17 protein-coding genes and 1 tRNA gene are annotated in these 22066 nt (G+C 69.6%); 11 read left to right on the top strand and 7 right to left on the bottom strand.

The features are described from left to right. Positions 1-227: 227 nt before the first annotated feature. From ACZ5WE_RS30700 to ACZ5WE_RS30690, 3 genes are all read left to right on the top strand, one after another. Positions 228-668: a MarR family winged helix-turn-helix transcriptional regulator gene (locus ACZ5WE_RS30700; RefSeq protein WP_467689819.1), complete on the top strand. Its 441-nt coding sequence runs from the start codon at positions 228-230 to the stop codon at positions 666-668. Between the two features lie 199 nt (positions 669-867). After that, positions 868-940, top strand: a tRNA-Arg gene (locus ACZ5WE_RS30695). A gap of 540 nt (positions 941-1480) precedes the next feature. After that, positions 1481-2047: a Uma2 family endonuclease gene (locus ACZ5WE_RS30690; RefSeq protein WP_467689586.1), complete on the top strand. Its 567-nt coding sequence runs from the start codon at positions 1481-1483 to the stop codon at positions 2045-2047. A gap of 303 nt (positions 2048-2350) precedes the next feature. On the opposite strand, the gene ACZ5WE_RS30685 is transcribed toward ACZ5WE_RS30690, so the two are convergent. The 3 genes from ACZ5WE_RS30685 to ACZ5WE_RS30675 all read right to left on the bottom strand — a co-directional run bounded on the left by ACZ5WE_RS30685 (position 2351) and on the right by ACZ5WE_RS30675 (position 5137). Beyond that, positions 2351-3520 (bottom strand): hypothetical protein, encoded by a 1170-nt coding sequence (locus ACZ5WE_RS30685; RefSeq protein WP_467689588.1) that lies wholly within the window; start codon positions 3518-3520, stop codon positions 2351-2353. An 85-nt stretch (positions 3521-3605) separates the two neighbouring features. After that, positions 3606-3929, bottom strand: a complete 324-nt coding sequence (locus tag ACZ5WE_RS30680) for a hypothetical protein (RefSeq protein ID WP_467689590.1) — start codon at positions 3927-3929, stop codon at positions 3606-3608. After that, the gene (locus tag ACZ5WE_RS30675) at positions 3926-5137 is read right to left on the bottom strand and encodes a Shedu anti-phage system protein SduA domain-containing protein (RefSeq protein ID WP_467689592.1); all 1212 of its coding nucleotides are present in this window, start codon (positions 5135-5137) and stop codon (positions 3926-3928) included. The genes ACZ5WE_RS30680 and ACZ5WE_RS30675 overlap by 4 nt, the downstream gene beginning before the upstream one ends. 439 nt (positions 5138-5576) lie before the next feature. Between ACZ5WE_RS30675 and ACZ5WE_RS30670 the strand changes: the two genes are divergently transcribed. From ACZ5WE_RS30670 to ACZ5WE_RS30660, 3 genes are all read left to right on the top strand, one after another. Beyond that, a complete protein-coding gene (locus ACZ5WE_RS30670) occupies positions 5577-7571 on the top strand; it encodes a transglycosylase domain-containing protein (protein WP_467689594.1) in 1995 nt (664 codons plus the stop codon). A gap of 57 nt (positions 7572-7628) precedes the next feature. After that, positions 7629-8240, top strand: coding sequence for a hypothetical protein (locus tag ACZ5WE_RS30665; protein WP_467689596.1), 612 nt, complete (start codon positions 7629-7631; stop codon positions 8238-8240). Positions 8241-8309: 69 nt separating this feature from the next. Further along, positions 8310-9212 carry a MerR family transcriptional regulator gene (locus ACZ5WE_RS30660; protein WP_467689598.1) on the top strand — a complete coding sequence of 301 codons (903 nt, stop codon included), beginning with the start codon at positions 8310-8312 and terminating at the stop codon, positions 9210-9212. A 16-nt stretch (positions 9213-9228) separates the two neighbouring features. Here ACZ5WE_RS30660 and ACZ5WE_RS30655 read toward each other — a convergent pair whose 3' ends face one another. After that, positions 9229-11091: an MFS transporter gene (locus ACZ5WE_RS30655; protein WP_467689600.1), complete on the bottom strand. Its 1863-nt coding sequence runs from the start codon at positions 11089-11091 to the stop codon at positions 9229-9231. 293 nt (positions 11092-11384) lie between these two features. Further along, a complete protein-coding gene (locus ACZ5WE_RS30650) occupies positions 11385-14444 on the bottom strand; it encodes a D-alanyl-D-alanine carboxypeptidase (RefSeq protein ID WP_467689602.1) in 3060 nt (1019 codons plus the stop codon). A gap of 144 nt (positions 14445-14588) precedes the next feature. Here ACZ5WE_RS30650 and ACZ5WE_RS30645 point away from each other — a divergent pair, with 144 nt between their 5' ends. From ACZ5WE_RS30645 to ACZ5WE_RS30635, 3 genes are all read left to right on the top strand, one after another. Further along, positions 14589-15371: a GOLPH3/VPS74 family protein gene (locus ACZ5WE_RS30645; RefSeq protein WP_467689604.1), complete on the top strand. Its 783-nt coding sequence runs from the start codon at positions 14589-14591 to the stop codon at positions 15369-15371. A gap of 425 nt (positions 15372-15796) precedes the next feature. Continuing rightward, positions 15797-16654, top strand: a complete 858-nt coding sequence (locus tag ACZ5WE_RS30640; RefSeq protein ID WP_249589348.1) for a helix-turn-helix domain-containing protein — start codon at positions 15797-15799, stop codon at positions 16652-16654. 227 nt (positions 16655-16881) lie between these two features. Beyond that, positions 16882-17079, top strand: a complete 198-nt coding sequence (locus ACZ5WE_RS30635; protein WP_467689605.1) for a DUF397 domain-containing protein — start codon at positions 16882-16884, stop codon at positions 17077-17079. A gap of 88 nt (positions 17080-17167) precedes the next feature. Here ACZ5WE_RS30635 and ACZ5WE_RS30630 read toward each other — a convergent pair whose 3' ends face one another. Beyond that, positions 17168-18037, bottom strand: a complete 870-nt coding sequence (locus ACZ5WE_RS30630) for a hypothetical protein (RefSeq protein ID WP_467689606.1) — start codon at positions 18035-18037, stop codon at positions 17168-17170. 90 nt (positions 18038-18127) lie between these two features. Between ACZ5WE_RS30630 and ACZ5WE_RS30625 the strand changes: the two genes are divergently transcribed. Then, positions 18128-18916, top strand: a complete 789-nt coding sequence (locus ACZ5WE_RS30625) for an SDR family oxidoreductase (RefSeq protein WP_467689608.1) — start codon at positions 18128-18130, stop codon at positions 18914-18916. Positions 18917-19228: 312 nt separating this feature from the next. Beyond that, complete coding sequence (locus ACZ5WE_RS30620; RefSeq protein ID WP_467689609.1) at positions 19229-20800, top strand: sodium:solute symporter family protein; 1572 nt, start codon at positions 19229-19231, stop codon at positions 20798-20800. 95 nt (positions 20801-20895) lie between these two features. Here ACZ5WE_RS30620 and ACZ5WE_RS30615 read toward each other — a convergent pair whose 3' ends face one another. Next, positions 20896-22014 (bottom strand): ADP-ribosylglycohydrolase family protein, encoded by a 1119-nt coding sequence (locus ACZ5WE_RS30615; protein ID WP_467689610.1) that lies wholly within the window; start codon positions 22012-22014, stop codon positions 20896-20898. Positions 22015-22066 lie beyond the last annotated feature (52 nt).

Here is a 22066-nt window from a genome sequence, read left to right as displayed (position 1 = left end):
TTGGGGCCGGGTAAGTTGTCAAAGCACGAGTACGGGCAGGAGTACGGGGACGGGCACGGGCACAGACGCGAGTACGGGCACGGGCGGTCAGCCGGCAGCGGAGGAGAGGGCGGGCGGCAGTGGCGAAGGAGGAGCAGGCACCGGGACCGGGACTGGCACCGGCACCGGCATCGGCATCGGCATCGGCATCGGCATCGGGCGAGGTGGCGGCGCGACGCGAGCGCCTGATGGACGGACTCAGGGGCTACGGTGAGCGCTACAACGAGCTCAGCCGCCGCTTCGCCGTCTGGCTCGGCCTGCACTCCACGGACGCGGACGCCCTCCTGGAGATCGTCACCGCCGAGGACCGCGGCACCCCGCTCTCCCCGGCCCGACTCAGCGAGCGCATCCTGCTCTCCTCGGGCGCCACCACCGCACTCCTGAACCGCCTCGAAGGCGCGGGCCACATCGCCCGCACCCGGGAGCACACCGACCGCCGCGTCATCACACTGCGCAGCCGCCCGGGCATCCGGGAACGCGCCGACGAGTTCTTCACGCCGCTCGCGGTCCGGATGGACGCGGCGATGGCGCAGTATCCGCCCGAACTGCTGGAGCGGTTCGAGGCGTTGCTCGCGGATCTGCGGACGACGATCGACGCGGACCTCGCGGACCGGGACCGATCAGCCTGACGCTACGACTCCGCCCCCTTCCACCTGAACCGCACCCGGCAGACCCAAGGCCCCAGAGAACCGAACCCAGACCCCCGCCCCAGAGAACCGGCCCCAGACCCCACCCCAGGCCACCAGCCCCCACCCCCGGCCAGGCACCACCGCCCCCACCCCCATCCGCTACCCTGTCTGAAACCGCCATCCGTGGCGGCACCAGTACGCCTTCGTAGCTCAGGGGATAGAGCACCGCTCTCCTAAAGCGGGTGTCGCAGGTTCGAATCCTGCCGGGGGCACAGCGCATTACACGTCTGAACTGGGGTTTCTCCCTCCAGGGAGGCGTTCCATTCGGCCTCGGACTCCTCATCCGGGGCCGTTTGCGCGAGCGGACGGGGAGTTGATCTCCCGAGCGTCTCCCAACGGATCAGCACCGTTCGGCACGGATTCCGTGTGGGGGTCCACCTCCGCGCCCGGCAGGCTCGGGCTCCGTTTCGGGAGCGGTGTTCTCGGAGGGACCGATACGGCGTCGAGCCGACGGCATCGGGAAGTGCTGCTGGGGCGAGATCGCACCGCCGCCGGCCCGGGCCAGCAGATCGTGTTCCTTCTTGTTGGATGTGGAGCGGTGATCCCTATTCAGGTCAGCGGCACCGCTGGTCTATTCCGGTCTCCTGGTGACGAGTCCACCGCGCCGGTTCATGACTGTCGGGGGCTCACTGGTCGGATGCCGACCGGTAGGAAGGAGAGAAGTGAACGAGATCAGCATGCCGGACGGACGGCAGACAGTACGCTGAATTCAGCGAGATCGAGCCCGCAGCAGAGTGTCCGGGAGGTGCCTCATGACGGCCGAGATGGTGGCCCCGGCGTGGATGCATGAGCAGATCACGGCGGAGGAGTACGAGTCCTGGTCCGAGGAGCAGTGCGCTGGCATCGAGATCGTGGACGGGATGGTCGTCGTGAGTCCGAGCGCGTCCAAGCGGCACAACCGGCTGGCCCGGATTCTGGCGAACGCCCTGGATGCCGCCTCGGACCCGGAGTGGAACGCGGACACTGACTTCGACGTCCGGCTTCAGGACGTCCCGCTCACCAATCGCCGCCCGGACGTCGTCGTGTACCGCGCAGACACGATCGACATCACCCCCACCCGCCCTGAGCACGTGCTGCTGGTCGCGGAGGTGGTGTCGCCAGGCTCGGAGACCACCGACCGGATCGTGAAGGTCGACCAGTACGCCAAGTCAGGCATCGGCTTTTACTGGCGGATCGAGCAGGCCGCGACGGGCGTTCCTATCGTGTACACCTCCGTCCTCGATCCCGCGACGAAGACCTACCGGGACGGAGACGTGTTCACCGGCGTCCTCAAAGTAGCGGCCCCCTTCCCGGTGGAGATCGACCTCGGCCAGATCTGACCCCACGCGCTGCTCAGCAGCGCGTGAGCGATGCGTGAGCGATGCGTGAGCGATGCGTGAGCGGACGGCCCGACACAGGGCGTCTGAGCCGGACCAAGTGGCTCGCCGCGCGGTTCTGCCCAGGGGAAACAGCACCGCGCGGCAGCGCCAGGCACCACCCGGCAAGGATCCGATCCCACTCCTAAAGCGGGTGTCGCAGGTTCGAATCCTGCCGGGGGCACCAGGTGGAAACAGCGATAGGCCCAGGCCCGGGAAACCCCGGGGCCTGGGCCTTTCGGCTGCTCTCGCAGCCGGTCGAACCGTTCAAAGAGCGGTGTCCTCGCCTGTGGCGCTGTTCGGTTCGTCCGCCGCGTACGGGTGGACGTAGCCGTCCTTGGTGAAGGGGGTGAACCAGGTCGTGAGCCCTGTTGGGGTGATGGCGAGGGACGTGGCCGGCTCGGTCTCTTCGGTGTCGGCCATCGCGTCGTCGTAGAGCAACTCGTGGTCCATGTCGTCGTAGACCCGATCAGCGAAGCACTCCAGTGCCGAAGAGACGCCCTCGTCGAGGAGGCCGAACGTTTCGAGTGTGGCCTCGGCCTCGCGCAGCAGCAGTCTGAGGGTCAACTCCTCGGCCACGCAGCTCAGCTCCTTGAAGCTTCCCTCGGTCAGCCGTGTGGTCAGGGAAATCGCCGTCACCAGGAACCGGCGGGCGAAACGCGCGTCGTACTGGAGGGCGTGACGCGGGGGCAGCTCGTCCAGGAGCCACAGGGGGCGGTCGCATTCGGCGACATTGGTTCCCTCCCGGTCCAGCGCGTGCGCGTCCTGGAACAGTTCGTCCAGGAGGACGTCGGTTCCCCAGATCAGGGCCCCGGCTGCCAGCTCGGCGTCCTCGGCCGAGATGCCGGGGGCTTCGGGAGCGTCACCTGGGGCGTACTGCGCCGTCGTCTCCTCGTCGGGCACCCCGAACATTCCCGAGCCGATGGCGGCGAGACGCGGGGCCAGGGTGCGGATCTTGGAACGGATGGCCTCGGTCTCGGTCGTCGTCATGATCGCGTCGGTGGACGCCGTTCCTCCCCCGGCCAGCCCCATCAGCCGCGCACGGCGGGACTCGAGGTCGTCCGGCGGGGCGTCCGGGCCGTCGGCCGCGTCCAGGCTCTCCTTCGCCAGGTCCGGATGCAGCTCCACCTGGCAGCGCTCGACAGTCCAGTCCGCGAGCAGCTCGGTGCGCTCGAGCAACTCCTCCACCAGTTCGCGTACGGCGTCCTCGGCGAGCTCGAGCGCCGGGGCGGCCACGAAGACCTTGAGCAGCGCCCCGCCGGGATACACGCCCACGAAGGTGTCGAGGAGCTTCACCTCCGTCCCGTCGGGCCCCTCGATCTCCTCGACGGACTCGAAGCCGCCATCGAGCAGAGCGCCGGCGCCGACCCGCTGCAGCTCATCCATCTCCGGGGTGCCGCCGGCGATCCGGGTGTCCACACTCACTGCGTACGTCACGCGACACAGCCTCGCAGGTGGGGCTGCCGGTCGCGCCCGCAATGCGGACTCCGCCCTACGCGGTGCCTGCTTTCGGGAGGGGGCGTCAGGCGCGTTCCTCGCGCAGGTGGCGGGACGCGGCCAGGCAGGACGACAGCCAGGTCGCTTCCGCGCGGTGGATGATCAGGCCCTCGACGGTGATCATGCCGTCCAGCGGGCCGTCGAGCCGTATCGAGTGGTCGCCCACGCGGTACATCTCCCAGTCCGTGTCGCTGTGCCAGAGCCTGGCGGTCTTCTCACCCCGGCGCTGGGCGAAAACGAGCTCCTCTCCGTATTCGTTCATGAAATAGCCGACGTAGTCCTTGTCGGTGATCTCTCCTCCGCACAGGCGGGCCAAGAGAGGTTCGACGGCGGGCGGAGTGTCGTTCATGCTGCGGGCTCCTCGTCCGCGCCGGAGTCCTCACGTGCCGACGAAAGGGCCAGCATCCGTGAGGCCGACTCCAGCAGGGTCTCGTAGGTGATCACTTCTATGCGCGCGGCATGCGTGTTGTAGGTCCGCAGCGTCTCCGCGATCTCCTGGGGCGTGACGTCCCCGGTCACATAGCGCGGGTGCCCGATCACGATCGTCGCCGAGGCCCGGCGGGTGTCGACACCGTGCTCGGCAAGGATGTTCGGGCGGTTCTCGTCCATGGCCCGCAGGTAGTTCTGCGCCTGGGAGACCGCGTGATGCGCCGGGGCGCCCAGCATGAGGTGGCCGTTGAGCCGGATGACCAGGTTCTTGATGGTGGCGCGCTTGAGTTCCACCACGTGCAGGGAACCGTCACCACGCAGCAGAGGGATGTCGAGGATGGTGTCCGGGGTGTACTGCCTGCGGGCCAACTCGGCCACGTAGGCACCTCCGAAAATCCACTCCTGGTTCTTCAGGCAGGCGTGCAGGGCGCTCTCGGAGCTGTTCGGATCCTCCACGGCGGCACGCAGGGCGGCCAGACCGCCCTGTCTGGTCCGCAGTTCGAGCAGTTGGGCGAGGAGTCCCGCGTCGACGTCGGAGAGCGCGTCGCCCATCATTCGCGCGGACTCGGCAGAGGCCGGCCGGGGCAAGTTCCGCAGGACCAGCTCCATGTGGCCGTACTGCTGCAGTCGCCGCGCCTCCCGGGTGGGCAGCCGGATACCGCCCTCACCGGTCCCCAGGCCCAGGTGGTCGGCGGACCGGGCTATCCCGCGAAAGAGGTCTCTGGCGTCCTCGGCCGTCGCGTCGGGCTTGTCACGGCACAGCACGTCCAGGGCGGCGACCGCTCGGTCGGCGCCCATGGCGATCATCCGCCGCATGCCCTCCTCGCTGCGCTGCCGTGCGTCCTCGTCGTAGTAGTTCTCCAGGATTTCGAGGAACAGATCACCTCTCGCGTATGCGGCGAAACGCTGGAAGCGCTGGGCGAACTCGAAGTCCCCCTGGAGGATGGCCTCTTGGGCCACGTCCTCCAGGGCGTCCACCAGGGGCCTCCCCTTGCCGTACGTCCCGCCGAGGCCGCCCATGATGCGCAGGACCGCGTCTATACGCTCCCGGGTGCGCGCGTGCTCGGTGAGTTCCTGCGCCGACGTGACCATGCGCCAGAGCGTGAAGCCAGAACGAAACGTTGCCATGCCGGCCACCCTAGAACCGGGCACTGACAACCAGTCCCGATGAGGCTTCCTGATGCAGCGTTCCCGATGAGGCGTTCCCGATGAGGCGTTCCCGATGAGGCGTTCCCGATGAGGCGTTCCCGATGCAGCGTCCTTGAGCCAATGCGCTTTCAACCTGTGTCGAGCGGCCCGACCTGGGAACGCGGGAAGTGAACAGTGGCGCGCGCCTCGTCGGCCCCCCGGCAGTGTCACCGTTCCAGTACTCCCATGGAGGCCGGCGCACTCCCGCGTCGTCGCCCCCCGTGGTCGAGGCGGGCCGGCCGTGGCCAAGGGGAGCCGCCGCGGCCGGGCCCTGCCACCCGCGCCGCCGGGCCCTGCCACCCGCGTCGCCGCGTCCTGTTACGTCCCCCTAATACGCTCCCGGCCAACCCCCGCCCCCACCACCACCCTCTCCTCCACCATGGGGACACACACTCAGGGGAAGCCGGCGTCGGGGCCCAAAAACCCGCGCGCCCGCAAGCCGAGCCGCCGACGTCGCCGTCTCGTCGACTATCCGCGCATCGGCAGACGCGGTCTCTGGCGGTGGATTCCCTCCTGGCGGCAGGGGCTCGGCTCCCTCGCCCTCGTTCTCCTCGGCCTCATCTGCCTCTTCGCCCTGGTGTACGCCTCCGTCGACATCCCCGACGAGAACGCGGCCGCCCAGCGCGAGGCCAACGTCTACTACTGGGCCGACGGCACCCAGATGGTGAGCACCGGTGAGGTGAACCGGCAGAACGTACGGCTCTCGGAGATTCCCGACGCTGTCGAGAACGCCGTCATCGCCGCTGAGAACGACACCTTCTACAGCGACTCCGGCGTCTCCCCGAAGGGCCTGGCCCGCGCCGCCGTCAACATGGTCCGTGGCCAGGAGACCCAGGGCGGCTCCACCATCACCCAGCAGTACGTGAAGAACACCTACCTCTCCCAGGACCAGACGGTGACGCGGAAGGCCAAGGAGTTCGTCCTCGCGCTGAAGGTGGATCGCAGGATGAGCAAGCGCGAGATCCTTCAGGGGTATCTCAACACCAGTTGGTTCGGGCGGGGTGCCTATGGGATCGAGGCCGCCGCTCATGCCTACTACGGCATCTCCGCCCGGCAGTTGGACCCCAGCCAGGGGGCCGCTCTGGCCGCGCTCCTGAAAGGAGCCGAGCAGTACGACCCCTCGGTCAGTGCCGTCAACCACCATCGTTCCGAGTCCCGTTGGGCGTGGATACTCGACCGGCAGGTCAAGGCCGGTCTCATGAAGCCCGAGGTACGCGGGAAGTTCACCACCTACCCCGAACCTCACAAGGAGTCCCGGGCCACCAGCCTCGGCGGGCAGACCGGCTATCTCGTCGACGTCGCCAACAAGTACATCAAGCAGCACACCTCCCTCACCGACAAGGACCTCGCGCGCGGCGGCTACAAGATCCACACCACGTTCGACAAGGACAAGGTGCGGCGGCTGAAGGGCGCGGTCGAGCGCGTCCTCGACCGCGGCATCGATCCGAAGAAGCGCGCCGCCGACAAGGGCGTGCAGGTGGGCGCCGCGTCCGTGCGTCCCGCCGACGGCGCCATCGTCGCGCTGTACGGAGGGGCCGACGCCACCGAGCACTTCACCAACAACGCCGACACCTCCGGCGTCCCCGTCGGGTCCGCCTTCAAGCCCTTCGTGCTCGCCTCGGCCCTCGAGCACGGCCTCCGTACCCCGGCCGGCCGCGGCACCCGGTGGCAGCCCGCTTCGGCCGGAAGCTTCTACGACGACGGCGGCCTCCTGCAGGAAGCGGCCGCCCCCACCATCGGCAGCCCTGCCGCCGGGTCCGACAGCACTCACCCCGCCCTTCGCCAGGCGCTGGCGAAGGGCGGCAACGCCACCTACGTACGTCTCGGCAAGGACGTCGGGTGGGAGCGGGTGCGGCGCACCGCCGTCGCCTCCGGGCTGCTCGAGGGCAGCATGGCCCGCCTGGAACGGACCTTTCCCATCGGTACGTCGACCCCCAGCGCGATCCGCATGGCCGGCGCCTACAGCACCTTCGTCAACCGCGGCCTGCGGCACGACCCGTACTCGGTGACCAAGGTCGTCAAGAACGACGAGACCGTCGGCGGGCTCACGCGCCCCGGCGCGCGGCGCGCGCTGGATCCGGATGTGGCTGACGAAGCCGCCGACGCGATGCGGGGTGTCGGCGCGTCATCCGTCGACCGCCCTGTCGTCGCCGGCCGCACCGGTGACCAGGACCGCCTCCGGTCGGCCTGGTTCACGGCCACCACCGAGGAGTTGTCGACCGCCGTGACGATGTTCCGGACCAGTCCGGGCGAGCCGCAGCTGCTGCCCATGTCGGGAGTGGGCGGGGCGAAATCGCAGCACGGGAACGTCTTTCCGGTGCGGATCTGGCGGGATTACGTGAAGTCCACTGCCGACGGGGGCGGCCGGCCGTAGTTCATCCCTGGAGGTGGCGCCCTTCCCCAACCCCCTGCGGGCTGTCATCGTTCCGATATGTATCCCTATGGGCCACCTCCCGGGCCCCCGCCCCGCATAGACGCGGGGCAACTGCGGCCCCAGCGGCGGTGGTTCGTCGTCGCCGTGGTGATCGCGGCGGTCTGCGTGGGCGTCGGCATCGCGAGCTTCGTGCTGACGCTGACCTCGACGGTGGACTCCGTGGACGACGGCGAGGCCTTCACCAGCGGGCAGTCCGTCACGCTGCGGATCGGGCCCGATGACGACGCCGCCATCTACGTACGCAGCCCCTTCGTCACCCGCGCGCACTGCGAGGTCGTCTCCGGACCCGCCGGCTCCGAGCCGCGCGTGACCACCCCCGAAAGCGCCTTCACCGTCACCAAGGGCAGTGGCGAGTGGGAGCGGGTGTTCGTGCTCAAGACGGACACGGAAGCGGACTACGGCGTGAAGTGCGACGACCCGCGCGGCGCCCTCACCTTCGCCCCCGGCGACGACGCCGACTTCGCGTCGTTCGTCGGCGGCATCGTCGTGACCGTCGTCGTGCCGCTCCTCGGTCTCCTCGCGGGCTCCGGCATCGCGATCATCGTCGGGGTTCGGCGCGGCAGGCACCGCCGGTGGCTGGAGGCACAGGCGTACTACGGCCGTCGTTGACCTTCCCCCTGGGGCAGAGCCCATCGTCTGCGTGCCGGGCCACGGGGCCCGGTGACGGAGGATGCCCCCATGGACGTACACGCACCGCACAACGGCCCACAGGACGACGCGGCAGGTGGCGAACCGCTGCTCAGCATCGGTGAGTTCGCGGCCCGCGCACGTCTCTCGCCCAAGGCGCTGCGCCTGTACGACCGCCTCGGGCTGCTGGCCCCCGCGTACGTCGACGAGTCCACCGGCTACCGCCACTACCGCGCGGCGCAGGTGGAGCACGCCCGCACCGTCGTCCTGCTGCGCCGCCTCGGCATGCCGCTCGCGGACATCACCGCGACGGTACGGCTCGACGGCGAACAGGCGGGGCGGGCGGTCGCCGCCTACTGGGCGGACGTCGAGGAGCGGCACGCCGAGCAGCGCACGCTCGTGGGGTACCTCCGTGGACGACTGTCCAGAAGAGGTTCTGAGATGTACGGGAAAGAGTTCGAGGTCAAGACCGTCGACGTGCCGGAGCAGTACGTCATCTCCGAGAGCAGGCACCTCCTGTCCGAGGAGCTGCCCGTCTGGATCGACGCCTCGACGCGTCGCCTGGAGGAGGCCGCCGGGAGGGAGTGCGGCGGGATGGCGGCCTCGCCGTTCGTCGTCTACCACGCCGATGTCACCCAGGACAGCGACGGCCCCGCGGAAGCGTGTGTCCCGGTCAGGGACGCGGCGGCGGCGCGGGCGTGGGCGGCGAAGGCGGGTGGGCAGCGGGACACGAAGTCCCGCGTGGAACCCGCACACCGGATCGCCTACACCCGCATCACCAAGGCCCAGGTCTCCTATCCGCAGATCCTCGGCGCGTTCGAGGCGGTGGAGGCATGGGTGGCTCGCGAGGGCCTGGAAGTGACGGGGCCGTGCCGCGAGATCTACTTCGTGGAGTGGGACACGGCCGGCCCCGAGGACCAGGTGTGCGACGTGGCGTTCCCCGTGAGCGGGTGAGGAGACGCGAGGCGCGCTAACGCACGCTCTCGCGCAGCTCCTCCGGGCAGGCCGTGCCACGCGGCAGCTGGTAGGGGGCGCCGAGGCGGTAGACGCCGGGGCCGGGGGCGAGGAGCTCGGTCCACTTGTCGCCCTCGGCGTCCTCCTCGGCCTCCATCAGGCAGCCGTTGACGTTGTCGAACTGCTTGGGGCGGTCCTCGTCGCTCTCGCGCTGCCGCTTGGACTCCTCGGTCTCCTTCGGCCGCTCGACACCCTTGCCTTCGGCGTCGACGAGGCTGAGCCACGGCGAGTACGGGACGCGGATCAGGACGCGGCCCGCCTCCTTCACCTCGATCGTCATCCCGCCCGCCTCGGCACGGTCGACGACCGCGGGCGGATCGGCGAGCGGGGTCGGGTCGGTGACCTCGTACAGCTGCCAGTTGGAGTCCACCCACACCTGCTTCAGATAGGGCAGGCCCCGCTCGACCAGCGCGGCCTCGCGCTTGCCGCCGTCACCGTCGGGCTCGCCCTTGGGCAGCACGACGTAATGCACGGACCAGCGCTGGAGCCACTCGTGGTAGTTCGCGGAGTTGAGGGTGTCGTCGTAGAAGAGGGGGTTGCGCTCCATGTCCGCCTGGCGGTTCCAGCCGCGGGCGAGGTTCACGTACGGCGCGAGGGCGGATGCCTCGCGGTGGCTGCGCGCGGGCACGACCTCGACGCGGCCCTTCTCGGCGCCGACCTCCTGCAGTTCGTTGACGAGCGGCGCCAGCTCACGCGTCCAGGAGGCCTGGGGCGTCGTGTGCACTATGTCGTCGACCGCCTTGAACCCGACCCAGCCGGTGAAGGCGACGAGCGCCAGGACGATCGTGTACCACTTGCGGGACTTCTTCACCGTGAACGGCAGCGCGGCAAGCAGCGCGACGCCCCCGAAGGACATCGCGAGGCGGGAGATGTTGGAGCCGATCTGCGAGCTGATCAGCCAGACGCCGAGCACGAAGGCCGCGTACACCGCGGTGGTGATCCGGACCGTCTTCCACTGCTTCGGTACGAGGAAGAAGACGAGGCCGGAGCAGATCAGGGGCAGCGACGCGGACCCGAAGGACATCGGCTGCGTGCCGGAGAACGGGAAGAGCCACGCGGACAGGCCCACGACGATGGCGGGCGCGACCCCGAGGGCGTACGCGCCGGGGTAGCGCTTGCTGAGGAACAGCGCGACGGCGATCAGACCCACGAAGAGGCCCGCCACCGGGCTGCCCATGGTCGCGAGCGCGGCGAACGGCGCGGCGACCAGTGCCTTCGCCCACCGCTTGTAGCGCCAGCGGTAGGGCCAGCAGAAGACGGCCGCGACGGCCATCAGCGCGAACATCTGGCCGAGTCCGTACGTCACACGGCCCGACACCGCGTTGCAGAACAGCGCGAAGACACCCGCGAACGCGGGCCACAGGGGCTGCTTCACCGCGCGGCTGCGGATCAGGATCATCGTGAGCAGCGCGGCGGAGACCGTCCCGGCGATCATCATCGTGGTCCGGACGCCGAGCACCGACATCAGATACGGCGACACGACGCTGTACGACACCGGGTGCATGCCGCCGTACCAGGCGAGGTTGTACGCGGAGTCGGGGTGCCGTCCGACGAACTCGGCCCAGGCGTCCTGAGCGGCGAGGTCACCGCCGCTGTTGGCGAAGGTGAAGAACCACAGGACGTGCAGGACGGCCGCGGTGAGGGTCGTGATGGTCACGGGGTGGCGCAGGAACCGCATCCACCGGGTGGGCCGTTCGGGTGCCGCGGGCTCGCCGCGGCGCTGGGCGGGCAGCTTTATTCGCGCGCCGGTGCGGGTGCCGCCACCGGTGCCGGGCTCAGGATCGGCGTCGTCGGCTCGCGTCGGCTCCGCTGTGGCCACTTGCGGCACTCCCCGTGTCGTTCTGTCCGTCCGGGGGCCGCGCCAGGGGGTCCGTCCCGGAACACCCCGTCGCTCAGCCCCGGCGTACTGCTCCCCGAACTTGTGACGCTAGCACGCACGACGCGCAGGGAGCCTGGGGCGGGGGCTCCCTGCGTACGGGTTCAGCCGGGCTCGGCCAAGGTGCGGGCATGGGCGGCGGCTTGCGCCTTCGCCCATGCCTGCGCGCGTACTTCTTGCGCTTCGTCCTGCGCGTGTTTCCTGCTCGTACTTCTGCGCGTTCTCCTGTCCGTGCCTCAGCCGACGCGCTGGAGCTTGGCGCCCAAGCCCGGCTCGGCGAGGTCCTTCTGGAGAGCGACGGGCACCTCGACGGCGCCGTCCTTGCCGTCGCCGACGCTCAGCACGCCCACTTGGGTGCCGGCCTTCGCGGTGTGCGGGACCGTGCTCCCCGCCTTGTCGCCGAGCTTCAGCTTCACGGTCAGGCCCGACCAGCCCGCGGCCTCGACGTCCTTGGTGGCGACGACCGGGGTCGTGCCGCCCAGACCGTCGTCGACCTCGCCGACGACGTCGCCCTTCTTCACGATCGTCTTGGCCGTGAGCGCGCCCTGACCGGCCTCGATGAGCTTGCGGGTGACGCCGGTGACCTCGTCGATGTTGGCCACGCCGTTGTCGCCGTACTGACCGAGGGCGGCGCCGATGATCGTGCGGGTCTGGCCGCCGATCTTCTTCTCCGCGGCGAAGAGGATGTTGCCGCCGGCCGCGGTGGTGGTGCCGGTCTTGATGCCGATGGCGACCGTCGGGACGAGCCCGAAGAAGTTGTTCTGCTTGTCGCCGTTGAGGTCCTTGTAGCTGGGCTGGCGGGAGATCTCGTTGAAGACCGGGTCCTCCATCGCGGCCCGGCCCAGCTTCACGAGGTCCTCGGCGGTGGACACGGTCGTCTTGTCCAGGCCGCTCGGGTCCGTGTAGTGGGTGTTCTTCATGCCGAGTTCCTTGGCGGTCTTGTTCATCTTCGCGACGAACTCGTCCTCGGAATCGCTCTTGGTGTCCCAGCGGGCGAGCAGCTTGGCGATGTTGTTCGCGGACGGCAGCATGACCGCCTGCAGCGCCTCGTACTCGGTGATCTGCTGGCCCTCGGTGACCTTGACGACGGACTCGTTGCCCGCCTTGCCCGTCTTGTAGTGCTTCGCCGCGGCGGCGTCGACCGGGATGTCCGGGCCGGGGTCGCCGCCCTTCTTCAGCGGGTGGTCGCGCAGGACGAGATAGACCGTCATGACCTTGGCGATGCTCGCGATCGGCACGGGCTTCTGGTCGCCGGACGTACCGAACGTCCCGATGCCGTTGACGTCCATCGCCGCCTGGCCCTCACTCGGCCACGGCACGGACGGCTTGTCCCCCTCGAAGGAGACGGTCTCCTTCGCGGTGAGCGTCAGGGTGGGCGTCGGCAGCGGACGAACGGCCTGTACGACTGCAAAGACGACCACCAGGAGCAGCACCAGCGGCGTCCAGATCTTGACCCTCCGCACGGCGGTGCGGACCGGGGTCTCCGGCGGCGGCGGAGTGTTGGTCAGCTCGGCGAGCAGGTCGAGCGGGGGCCTGGGGGGAAGAGGCTGCTGGGTGGTGCGCTCGGGCCCTACGGAGCTTTTCTCGGGCGTGGGCGCCTTGGCTGGCGTGGGCGCCTTCTCTGGCGTGGGCGCCTTGGCTGTGGGGGGTGTGGCGGCCGGGGGCTGCGCGCTGCTGGACGACGTGCCGTCGAGAGGCTTGAGCGCGACGAACTTACTGGTGCGCTCGGCGTCACCCTCCGGCTTTGCGGCAGGCTTTGCTGCGTCCTTTGCGTCGGCCTTGGCATCGGCCTTCTTGGCTCCGGGCTTGTGGTCGCCCAGCTTGAGCATGGTGGTCGGCTGGTCGACGGCCTTCGGAGGCAGCGCCTTGAAGACGGCGGTGGCTTGGTCGACGCCGCGGGAGGGAGCTTCGGGAGCCTTGTCGTCGGCGGTGTCGGATCCGGAACCGGCATCAGCCGCCGACGCCTTGGAGCCGCTGCCGGGGTTGGCGTTGGTCGAGGGCTTCGAGCCGCTGCCGGAGCCGGCGTCGGTCGAAGCCTTGGAGCCGCTGCCGGGGGCGGTGGCGGTCGTCGAGGGCTTGGGGCCGCTGCCGGGGGCGGTGCCGGTCGAGGGCTTGGAATCGCTGCCGGGGGCGGTGGCGGTCGAGGGCTTCGAGCCGCTGCCGGGGGCGGTGCCGGTCGAGGCCTTGGAACCGCTGCCGGGGGCGGTGCCGGTCGAGGCCTTGGAGCCGCTGCCGGGGGCGGTGCCGGTCGAGGGCTTGGAATCGCTGCCGGGGTCAGTGCCGGTCGAGGGCTTCGAGCCGCTGTCGGGGGCGGCGTCGGCGTCGGCCGCGGCCTTGGAGCCGCCGGATTCAGCGGCTGCCGTGTTCGTGGCCGTGGCGGTCGACGGGTTCGGGGCGCTCTTGGGGGCGGCGGACTCGGAGGTGCTGGAGCGCTCCGGGGTGTCCTGGCCACCGGACGGCTCGTCGGAGTCGGTGTCACGCGCGTCAGCGTCGGCCGCCTTGGGCTCGGCGTCGCTGTCGTCCGCACCGGCGTCACGCGCGCTCCCCGTGCCCGCCTCACCGGAGCCCGCACCCGCAGGCTTATCGGCCGCATCGGACTCGGCGGAGTTGGCCGTCCCACCGGAAACGCCCGCGTCATCGGAGTCCGTGGCCCCGCCAGAGCCGCCCGCCTCACCTGCGGAAGCCGGCTCGGCAGAGCTCGCGGCGCTGTCGCCCGCATCGGCGTTCGTACCGGCAGGCTCGTCGGCCCCGCCGGCGTCACGCGCACCCTCCGCGTCCGCAGCCTCATCAGCCGCCTCCGGCCCGTCAGAGCCAGAGGCACCAGCGCCCGAAGCCTCGGGGGCGTCGGAAGTCGCCTGCTCGCGGTCCGTGGCCGCCGTCTCCGAGGCCCCGGAGGGCTCCTCGTCCGACGTGGCCACCCACGCCGCCACAGCGGCCCGCAGCCGCGCGTCGCCGCTCTCCTCGGCCTTGGGCTCGCCCTCCGAGCTCTCCGAGCCCTCGGAGGCCGCCGCCTCCGCCACGGCCTTCGTCGAGAAGACCGCCGTCGCCTGGTCCTCGCGCGTCTCGTCCCGCGTCTCCTCCCGCGCCGCGGGGACCTCGCGGGCCACCGCGAGGCGCGGGTCTCGTTCCTCCGGCGCCGGTGCCGGCACAGACGGTTTTGCCCCAGTCGGGTTCCCCGACGACTTCCGCTGCTTCGACCTGTCGGGGGTCTCGCCCGCCACCGATGCCTCCTCGTACGCCATGCCGCTCGCGTTGCCGTTGCGCCAAAACACGGCCGGACCCGCTGTCCGAACCATGTACCAGTGTCCTGTGTGGGGGCTTAACCCCCGTGGTAGACGAGAACGACATACCTACTGGTTCCCGTACTTACCGGTCACGCACTCTCGACAGACCAATGTGAGAGGGGTCACCCTGTCATTCATCCACGCGGGGAGGCATGGATGGGCAGGAGCCGCAGAACAATTCCGGAGGAGCTTCTGCTGCTCGCTTTGGACCCGGCCACGGGTACCACAGCGCAGCCGCAGTCGCTCGACCTCGGTCTGGCCGGAGCACAGCTAGTGGAGCTGGCGCTGGCCGGACGGATAGCCCCAGACGGGGATCGTATCGCCGTGGTGATGCCACGGCCGACCGGAGATCCGACTCTGGACTCCGCACTGGAACTGCTGCGCAGGCGCGGCAGCCCGGTTCGGGCAGTCCACTGGATTGGCGGGCCCCGACTGGGGCTGCGCCAGATTTACCTCGCGCACCTGGAGCGGTGCGGCATGGTCCATGCCGTGTCGGGCCAGATGTGCGGAGTACTGCCGACGACTCGCTACCAAGCGACGGAGACGGCGATCAGCCGGGATATCAGGTCCCGGCTGGACAGTGCGATCCGCACCGGCGTACCACCGGACCCGCGGACCGCGGCGCTCGCCGCGCTCGCTCACGCAGTGGGACTCGGCAAGCATCTCTACCCCGGCAACGAGGGGCGTTCATCGCGCTCCCGTCTCCGGGACCTGATCCGGCACGACCCGATGGGCGGCCTCGTGGCGCACGCCGTGATGGACGTCCAGAACGGTGTGGCCGCTCAGCCACGCCGCAGCCCGGCCCCAGCGGGCCCGGGCGGACCAGGTGGACCAGGTGGACCGGGCGGTGGCCGACAGCCGACCAGGACCGCGCCGGAACCCGGCGGGGTTCCGATGCAGCCGCGCCGTGGATCCATGGCACGTGCCGTGGCCCACTGAGCCCGGGCGGAGTGATGGAACACCGCTGCACGGACTCACTGCTGCAAGGACTCACCGCTGCAAAGACCCGCCGCAGTAAAGACTCACCGCTGTAAGGACTCACCGCAGTATCGGCAACAGCAACGCCGCACCGCAGTCCCCCAGACCCGGTTCGGGAGCCGCTGGGCCGCGCGGGGCACTGGCACCGGAACGTCCGGACGACGACACCGGTACCTCCGCCCCGCGCGGCCGCACATCGTGGCGCCGCGCGGCCGGGCCGCACCCCTCACACCAGTCCTCATGTCCGTCTTCGCGTCGCATGCATTGCAATGCAATGCGGTTCGCACTTCACATCGGCTGTTTCCCAGCGGTGCGCGACGCGTTGGTGGCACTCTGCTGAACAGCAGATACGCAAAGTAGAGGCATGTAGTCGGAGGTGCACGTCCGTGGCGTCCAGTGTCAATCCCACCGTCAGGCGACGCCGGTTGGGCCAGGAGCTCCGCAGGCTCCGCGAGCTCAAGGGCATGACGGCCGAGGAGGTCGCCGAGCGCCTGCTGGTCTCGCAGTCGAAGATCAGCCGCCTCGAGAACGGCCGCCGTTCGATCAGTCAGCGCGATGTACGCGATCTCTGCGGGGTCTACGAGGTCGAGGACCACCGCATCGTCGACTCGCTCATGCAAATGGCCAAGGACTCGCGCCAGCAGGGCTGGTGGCATTCCTTCGGCGACATCCCGTACAGCGTCTACATCGGCCTGGAGACGGACGCCGCCTCGCTGCGCGTGTACGACCCGCAGGTCGTCCCCGGCCTGCTCCAGACCCGTCCGTATGCCGAGGCACTCATCACCGGCGCGCTGCCGGAGACCACGCCGACGGACATCGAGAAGCGCGTCCAGGTCCGCGTCCGCCGCCAGGAGCGCATCAGCGCGCCGGAGAATCCACTGCGCCTGTGGACCGTCCTCGACGAGTCCGCGTTGCGCCGCGTCGTCGGTTCCCGGCATCTGATGCGCGACCAGCTCGAGCACCTCGTGGAACAGTCCCAACTGCCGCATGTGACCGTCCAGGTGATTCCTTTCGAGATGGGCGCGCATCCCGGCCTCAATGGCCAGTACGCGATTCTCGAGTTCCCGGACGCCGCCGATTCCAGCGTGGTCTACATCGAGGGCGTCACGAGCGATCTCTACCTGGAGAAGGCGAACGACGTCCAGCAGTACAGCGTGATGTACGAGCATCTGCGGGCACAGGCCCTGAACGTGGATCAATCACGCCAACTCATCGCAGACATCGCGAAAGAGTACGCGCGCTGAGGCGTACCCCGCGTATGCGACCACCCTGAGCACAAGAGCGCCGCACGGTACACCTCCCCCTCGGTGAGGCGGAAGACCCCACTGGAATATGCCATCCGGTCGAGTGAACGCTCCCTTCACTCAGCGATGTTGGCGAGTAGCGTCATTCACGCCATCAAGCAACATCTGTTGGCGCAGCCGCTGTTGGCGGTGACCGCAACTCAACAACTGGGCAAACCGGAGTAACCATGGCAATTCATCAGGGCGCTACGAATACGTGGGTCAAGTCCTCGTATTCGACGGGAAACGGCGCGTGTGTCGAGGTCAAGTCCCCGCTTTCAACAGCGATTTCGGTCCGGGACTCGAAGGTCGTCGAGGGCCCCGTCCTCGCCTTTCCTTCCGACTCATGGCGTGCCTTCGTCTCCGAGGTCGGCCGGGAGAAGTAGCGAGAGATCGACAATTGCATAAGCAGAACCGATTGAGCCCTCTCGACTGGCCCGCCGTCCCGGCCGAGGGGGCTCGGCCTTTGCGCCGCTATCGAAGTTGATCGACGTACATGTCGGTGCCCGGCACCGTGGGAATGAACGGCGCCACCAGCTCCACCCTCCCCATCCCCGACTCCGCCACCGCGTCCGCCCGCCCGGCGAAGAGCTCCTGCCAGCACTCCCGCGGGTCGGCCTGCAGGAACCAGAGCAGCGTCAGCCGCGTGTCGACTCCCTCGACCTGCTTCACATACGTCATCCGGTCCCCCGGCAGCGGAGTCGGCCGGAAGATCGTCACCATCGCGGCCGCCGACCCGGCGAGGGCACGCGGCAGCTGCTTGGCCCTGAGCCACTCCAGCAACTGCGCCCGCCGCTCGCCCGATTCGGCGTCGATGACTTCGAGCACGAGGCCTTGGTAGGGGTGGTCGAGCGCATGGAAGTCGCGGGGCCCGGCCGCCCCGTCCCGGTAGACGGTGGCCTCATGGTCCTGGAAGGCCGTGAAGACGTGCGTGCGGTCCTGGTAGACGCGGCCGTCGCGGTTGAGGCGTTTGTTGATGCCGACCGTCCACTTCATGTGCTCGTCGTAGCGGCCCTCGGTGACCCAGTAGGTGGAGAGGTAGCAGCCGGCGGTCACGGGCTGGGCGACCCCCGACTTCTCGGGATGGCGCAGGAGTTGGAGCTCACGGGTCGCCACCCAGCGGCGGCCCGCGTACATCCAGGGCATCGCCATCGCGCCGGCGTAGTAGTGGTCGTCCTCGTACCAGCGGTTGTACGCGTACTCGTGGCCCGGGTGCGGCTCGACCATGGTGATCAGCGCGTGGCCCGGGTGCACGCCGTACGGTCCGACGGCGGCCAGCTCGCCATAGACCTCACTGCGGGTGTCGTCGCATGCGTTCTCGGTCTCGCGGGTGTCGTCGCTCACGCCTCTCCCCCTCCTCCCTCTTCCTTCCTCCGGTGGACGCCCATACTCTGACGCCCCGTCAGCAAAACTGCCAGAGCCGGGAGGCGCCCCATGCGCTCGCTCCTCGAAGGAAAGACCGTCGTCGTCTCGGGGGTCGGCGCAGGCCTCGGCCACCAGGTGGCAGCCGCCGTCGTACGGGACGGGGGCCACGCGGTGCTCGGGGCGCGTACGGAGGCGAACCTCGCCAAGTCGGCCGGGGAGATCGACCCCGAGGGCACACGCACGGCGTACCGCCCGACCGACATCACCGACGAGGCCCAGTGCGAGGCGCTGGCGAGCCTGGCGCGCGAGCGCTTCGGGGGGATCGACGCGGTGGTCCATGTGGCCGCCTGGGACAGCTACTTCGGCGGCGTACAGGACGCGGACTTCGCCACCTGGCAGCAGGTCATCGACGTCAATCTGCTCGGCACGCTGCGGATGACGCGGGCCTGCCTGCCCGCCCTCAAGGAGCGGGGCGGCTCGGTGGTGTTCATCGGCACGCAGTCGGCCGTGGCGGCGCCCTCGCAGGTGCGGCAGGCCGCGTACGCGGCGTCGAAGGGGGCACTGACGTCGGCGATGTACTCCCTCGCGCACGAGGTGGGCCCTGACCGGATCCGGGTGAACACGGTGCTGCCCGGCTGGATGTGGGGGCCGCCGGTCGAGGCGTACGTGCAGTTCACCGCGCACACCGAGGGGGTGCCGGAGGAAGAGGTACGGGACCGCCTAGCGGCGCGGATGGCGCTGCCGGAGCTCGCGACGGACGGGGACGTGGCGGACGCGGCGGTGTTCCTGGCCTCGGACATGGCGCGGGCGATCACGGGGCAGTCGCTCCTGGTGAACGCGGGAGAACTGATGCGGTAGGCGCTGCTCGGGACAACAGACGACGGCTGTACGGGACTTGGCTTCCGTACAGCCGTTCTTGTGTGCCCCCGCGGCCTTTCGGCACCACACCGGAGCCCACCCAGGACCCTTGATCAGGATCAAGGATGTGAACACAGGTCAGTAAACAGAACGATTTTACTCGCTCTTGACCTCACGGGCGGTTGTCGGCAGCGCGCGCCCGAACCCACGATGAGCGGGCACTTCAAGGCCGCCCACGTCCGTATGTCACGAAACTGGCGAAGTGCACGGCATTTCAGCGCAGTTCACAAGGCGGACCCCTGGAGGGGGCACATGAACAGTCTCGACTGGGCCGTGCTCATCGGCTACTTCGGCATCATGGTCGCGATCGGCGTCTGGTCCCACAAGCGCGTGGACAACGTCAGCGACTTCTTCACCGCGGGCGGCAAGATGCCCTGGTGGCTGTCCGGCATCTCGCACCACATGTCCGGCTACAGCGCGGTGATGTTCACCGGGTACGCGGGCATCGCGTACACCTACGGCGTCACGTCCTTCATCACCTGGTCCTTCCCGATCGCGCTCGGCATCGCCATCGGCTCGAAGCTCTTCGCGCCCCGCATCAACCGGCTGCGCTCGCGGCTGCACGTGGCCTCGCCGCTCGAATACCTCAAGAACCGCTACAACCTGAAGACACAGCAGGCTCTCGCCTGGTCCGGGATGCTCCTGAAGATCGTGGACGTGGCCGCCAAGTGGGCCGCCATCGCCACGCTGCTCTCCGTCTTCACCGGCATCTCGATCAACCAGGGCATCCTGATCACCGGCGTGATCACCGCCGTCTACTGCACCATCGGCGGCCTGTGGGCCGACGCGCTCACCGAGCTCGGCCAGTTCATCATCCAGCTCCTGGCCGGTGTCGCGATGTTCGTGGCCGTGGTGTCGAAGCTGGGCCCGCACGGCGGGTTCTTCGGCGTCTGGGACGAGCCCGAACTCGCGGGCCACGGAAAGCCGTTGGTCGGCCCGTACGGAACGGTCTTCCTGCTCGCGTTCCTCTTCATCAAGCTCTTCGAGTACAACGGCGGCATGCTCAACCAGGCCCAGCGCTACATGGCCACGTCGAGCCCCCGCGAGGCCGCGCGCTCGGCACGGCTCTCGGCGATCCTGTGGCTGGTGTGGCCGGTCATCCTCTTCTTCCCCATGTGGATGTCCCCGCTCCTGGTGGACGCGAAGAAGCCCGACGGCTCGGACTCCTACGCCCTGATGACCGAACAGCTCCTGCCGCACGGCCTGTTGGGTCTTGTCATCGTCGGCTTCTTCTCGCACACGATGGCCATGTGCTCCTCGGATGCCAACGCGATCGCGGCGGTGTTCACGCGGGACGTGGCGCCGGTGATCTCCCGGCAGGCCAGGCGCTGGAACGAACGCTCGGGTCTGCTCGCCGCACGCCTGACCACCGTCGTCTTCCTCGGCCTGTCCATGGCGGTGGCCACGCAGGTCAACTCCCCCGCGTTCAAGGACATCATCACAGTCGTCATCAAGTGGGTGGCGGGCCTGATGGGGCCGATCGCGATCCCGATGATGCTGGGCCTGCTGCGCACGTTCCGCAAGTCGGGGCCGACCGCGGCGCTGACCAGCTGGTCGATGGGGCTGCTCGCCTTCTGGCTGGTCAACTACCCGATCAACTGGAGCGTCGAGGGCGGGGTGCCCCTGGAGTACCAGGTCTCGATCCCGCTGGCGGTCTCGCTGATCCTCTACATCCTGGTCGGCTGTCTGAAGCCCGAGGACACACCGGAGCGGGACGCGATCATCGAGAAGATCAATACAGATGGCTCCGCCGGTTCAGCAGTGATTCCTCCCCCCGCGGAGGAGGCTGATGAAGCGGTGACCCCCCAGGGGCGGTTGCCGTAGATCACCGGCTTCGCCGAGTTCGTCCTCAACGCCGGACGGGCTGGAAGACCTCCCGGGCAGGGTGTCTTCCAGCCCGTCCTCCGTTGGGGAAACCCTCAAGCCCGCGGATACCGCGCGAGCCACCCCGGCGACGAAACCGCGGGCCCGTGCAGCGCGGGCCCCTGGGTCATCTCCATCGCGAAATCATCCGCCAGCTCCAGAATCGTGGCCCGCCCCTCCAGCTCGGTGAGCCAGCCCGGAGGCAGCGCGGTCTCGCCGTGCAACGCTCCGAGCAGAGCCCCGCACAGCGCGCCCGCGGCAGCCGACGCGCCCCCGTGATTGACGGCGAGCCGCAGCCCATGCCGGATGTCCTCGCCCACGAGAGCGCAGTAGACGGCGGCGGCCAGCGCACCCTCGGCTCCCCCGTCCCCCGTCAGCTCCTCCACCCGGGAGGACGTGGGCATCCCCTGCCGTACGGCTCCCAGGGCGTGCTGCAGCGCATCGGTGACGGGCTGGTGGCCGGGCCGGGCGGCCAGGAGCGCGAGCGCCCGCTGGATGGCCCCGTCCAGGGACTCTCCGCGGGCGAGACCGTGCACGAGGATGGTGTGCGCGCCGGCGGCGAGGTACGCGGTGGGGTGCCCGTGCGTCTGTACGGCGCACTCCACGGCGAGCTGCAGCACCAGCTGGGGCTCCCAGCCGACGAGGAGCCCGAAGGGAGCGGACCGGGTGACGGCCTCGGCTCCCTGCTCCTCCGGGTTCTTGGGGGCTTCGAGCGTCCCCATGTTCTCGTCCCCGAGCCCGACCAGGCAGGCTCGGGCGGGCGAGCGGCGCGAGTAGAGCCACTCCTCGCGGGCCAGCCAGCCGTCTTCCTTGCGCCGCTCGTCGGGCCCCCAGTCGCTCTGGGTGGCCGCCCAGCGGCGGTAGGCGCGGTGCAGATCGGTGGGCGGATGCCACGCGCCGGTGTCGCGCCGCACCTGGGCGCGTATGAGTCCGTCGACGGTGAAGAGGGTGAGCTGCGTGGCGGCGGTGACCGCGCCGCGCCTGCCGTGCGCGGGGGCGGGCTCGGTGAGCCCCTCGGCGCCGTGGGCCTCCCGTATCGCGTCCAGGCTCAGCGAGTCGACGGGCGCACCCAGGGCGTCCCCGACGGCGGCTCCGAGCAGCGTGCCGCGGACCCGGCTGCGAAAGTCCTGCTGCTCGGCGCGGCCCCAGACTCCGGTGGCTGCTGCGGTGCTCACGGCACCTCCTCTCGTGGCTCGCCCCCCGCACTTCTGCGCATCTTCTGCGCAG

It is taken from the genome of Streptomyces sp. NPDC033180 (assembly GCF_055577645.1).
This window is presented reverse-complemented; position numbering and strand designations above follow the sequence as displayed.

Bases quoted from the DNA above. Each gene is read 5' to 3' on its own strand.
- ACZ5WE_RS30700 (WP_467689819.1), top strand. From the start codon at position 228: ATGGACGGACTCAGGGGCTACGGTGAGCGCTACAACGAGCTCAGCCGC.
- ACZ5WE_RS30690 (WP_467689586.1), top strand. From the start codon at position 1,481: ATGACGGCCGAGATGGTGGCCCCGGCGTGGATGCATGAGCAGATCACG.
- ACZ5WE_RS30680 (WP_467689590.1), bottom strand. From the start codon at position 3,929: ATGAACGACACTCCGCCCGCCGTCGAACCTCTCTTGGCCCGCCTGTGC.
- ACZ5WE_RS30675 (WP_467689592.1), bottom strand. From the start codon at position 5,137: ATGGCAACGTTTCGTTCTGGCTTCACGCTCTGGCGCATGGTCACGTCG.
- ACZ5WE_RS30670 (WP_467689594.1), top strand. From the start codon at position 5,577: ATGGGGACACACACTCAGGGGAAGCCGGCGTCGGGGCCCAAAAACCCG.
- ACZ5WE_RS30665 (WP_467689596.1), top strand. From the start codon at position 7,629: ATGTATCCCTATGGGCCACCTCCCGGGCCCCCGCCCCGCATAGACGCG.
- ACZ5WE_RS30660 (WP_467689598.1), top strand. From the start codon at position 8,310: ATGGACGTACACGCACCGCACAACGGCCCACAGGACGACGCGGCAGGT.
- ACZ5WE_RS30650 (WP_467689602.1), bottom strand. From the start codon at position 14,444: ATGGTTCGGACAGCGGGTCCGGCCGTGTTTTGGCGCAACGGCAACGCG.
- ACZ5WE_RS30645 (WP_467689604.1), top strand. From the start codon at position 14,589: ATGGGCAGGAGCCGCAGAACAATTCCGGAGGAGCTTCTGCTGCTCGCT.
- ACZ5WE_RS30635 (WP_467689605.1), top strand. From the start codon at position 16,882: ATGGCAATTCATCAGGGCGCTACGAATACGTGGGTCAAGTCCTCGTAT.
- ACZ5WE_RS30625 (WP_467689608.1), top strand. From the start codon at position 18,128: ATGCGCTCGCTCCTCGAAGGAAAGACCGTCGTCGTCTCGGGGGTCGGC.
- ACZ5WE_RS30620 (WP_467689609.1), top strand. From the start codon at position 19,229: ATGAACAGTCTCGACTGGGCCGTGCTCATCGGCTACTTCGGCATCATG.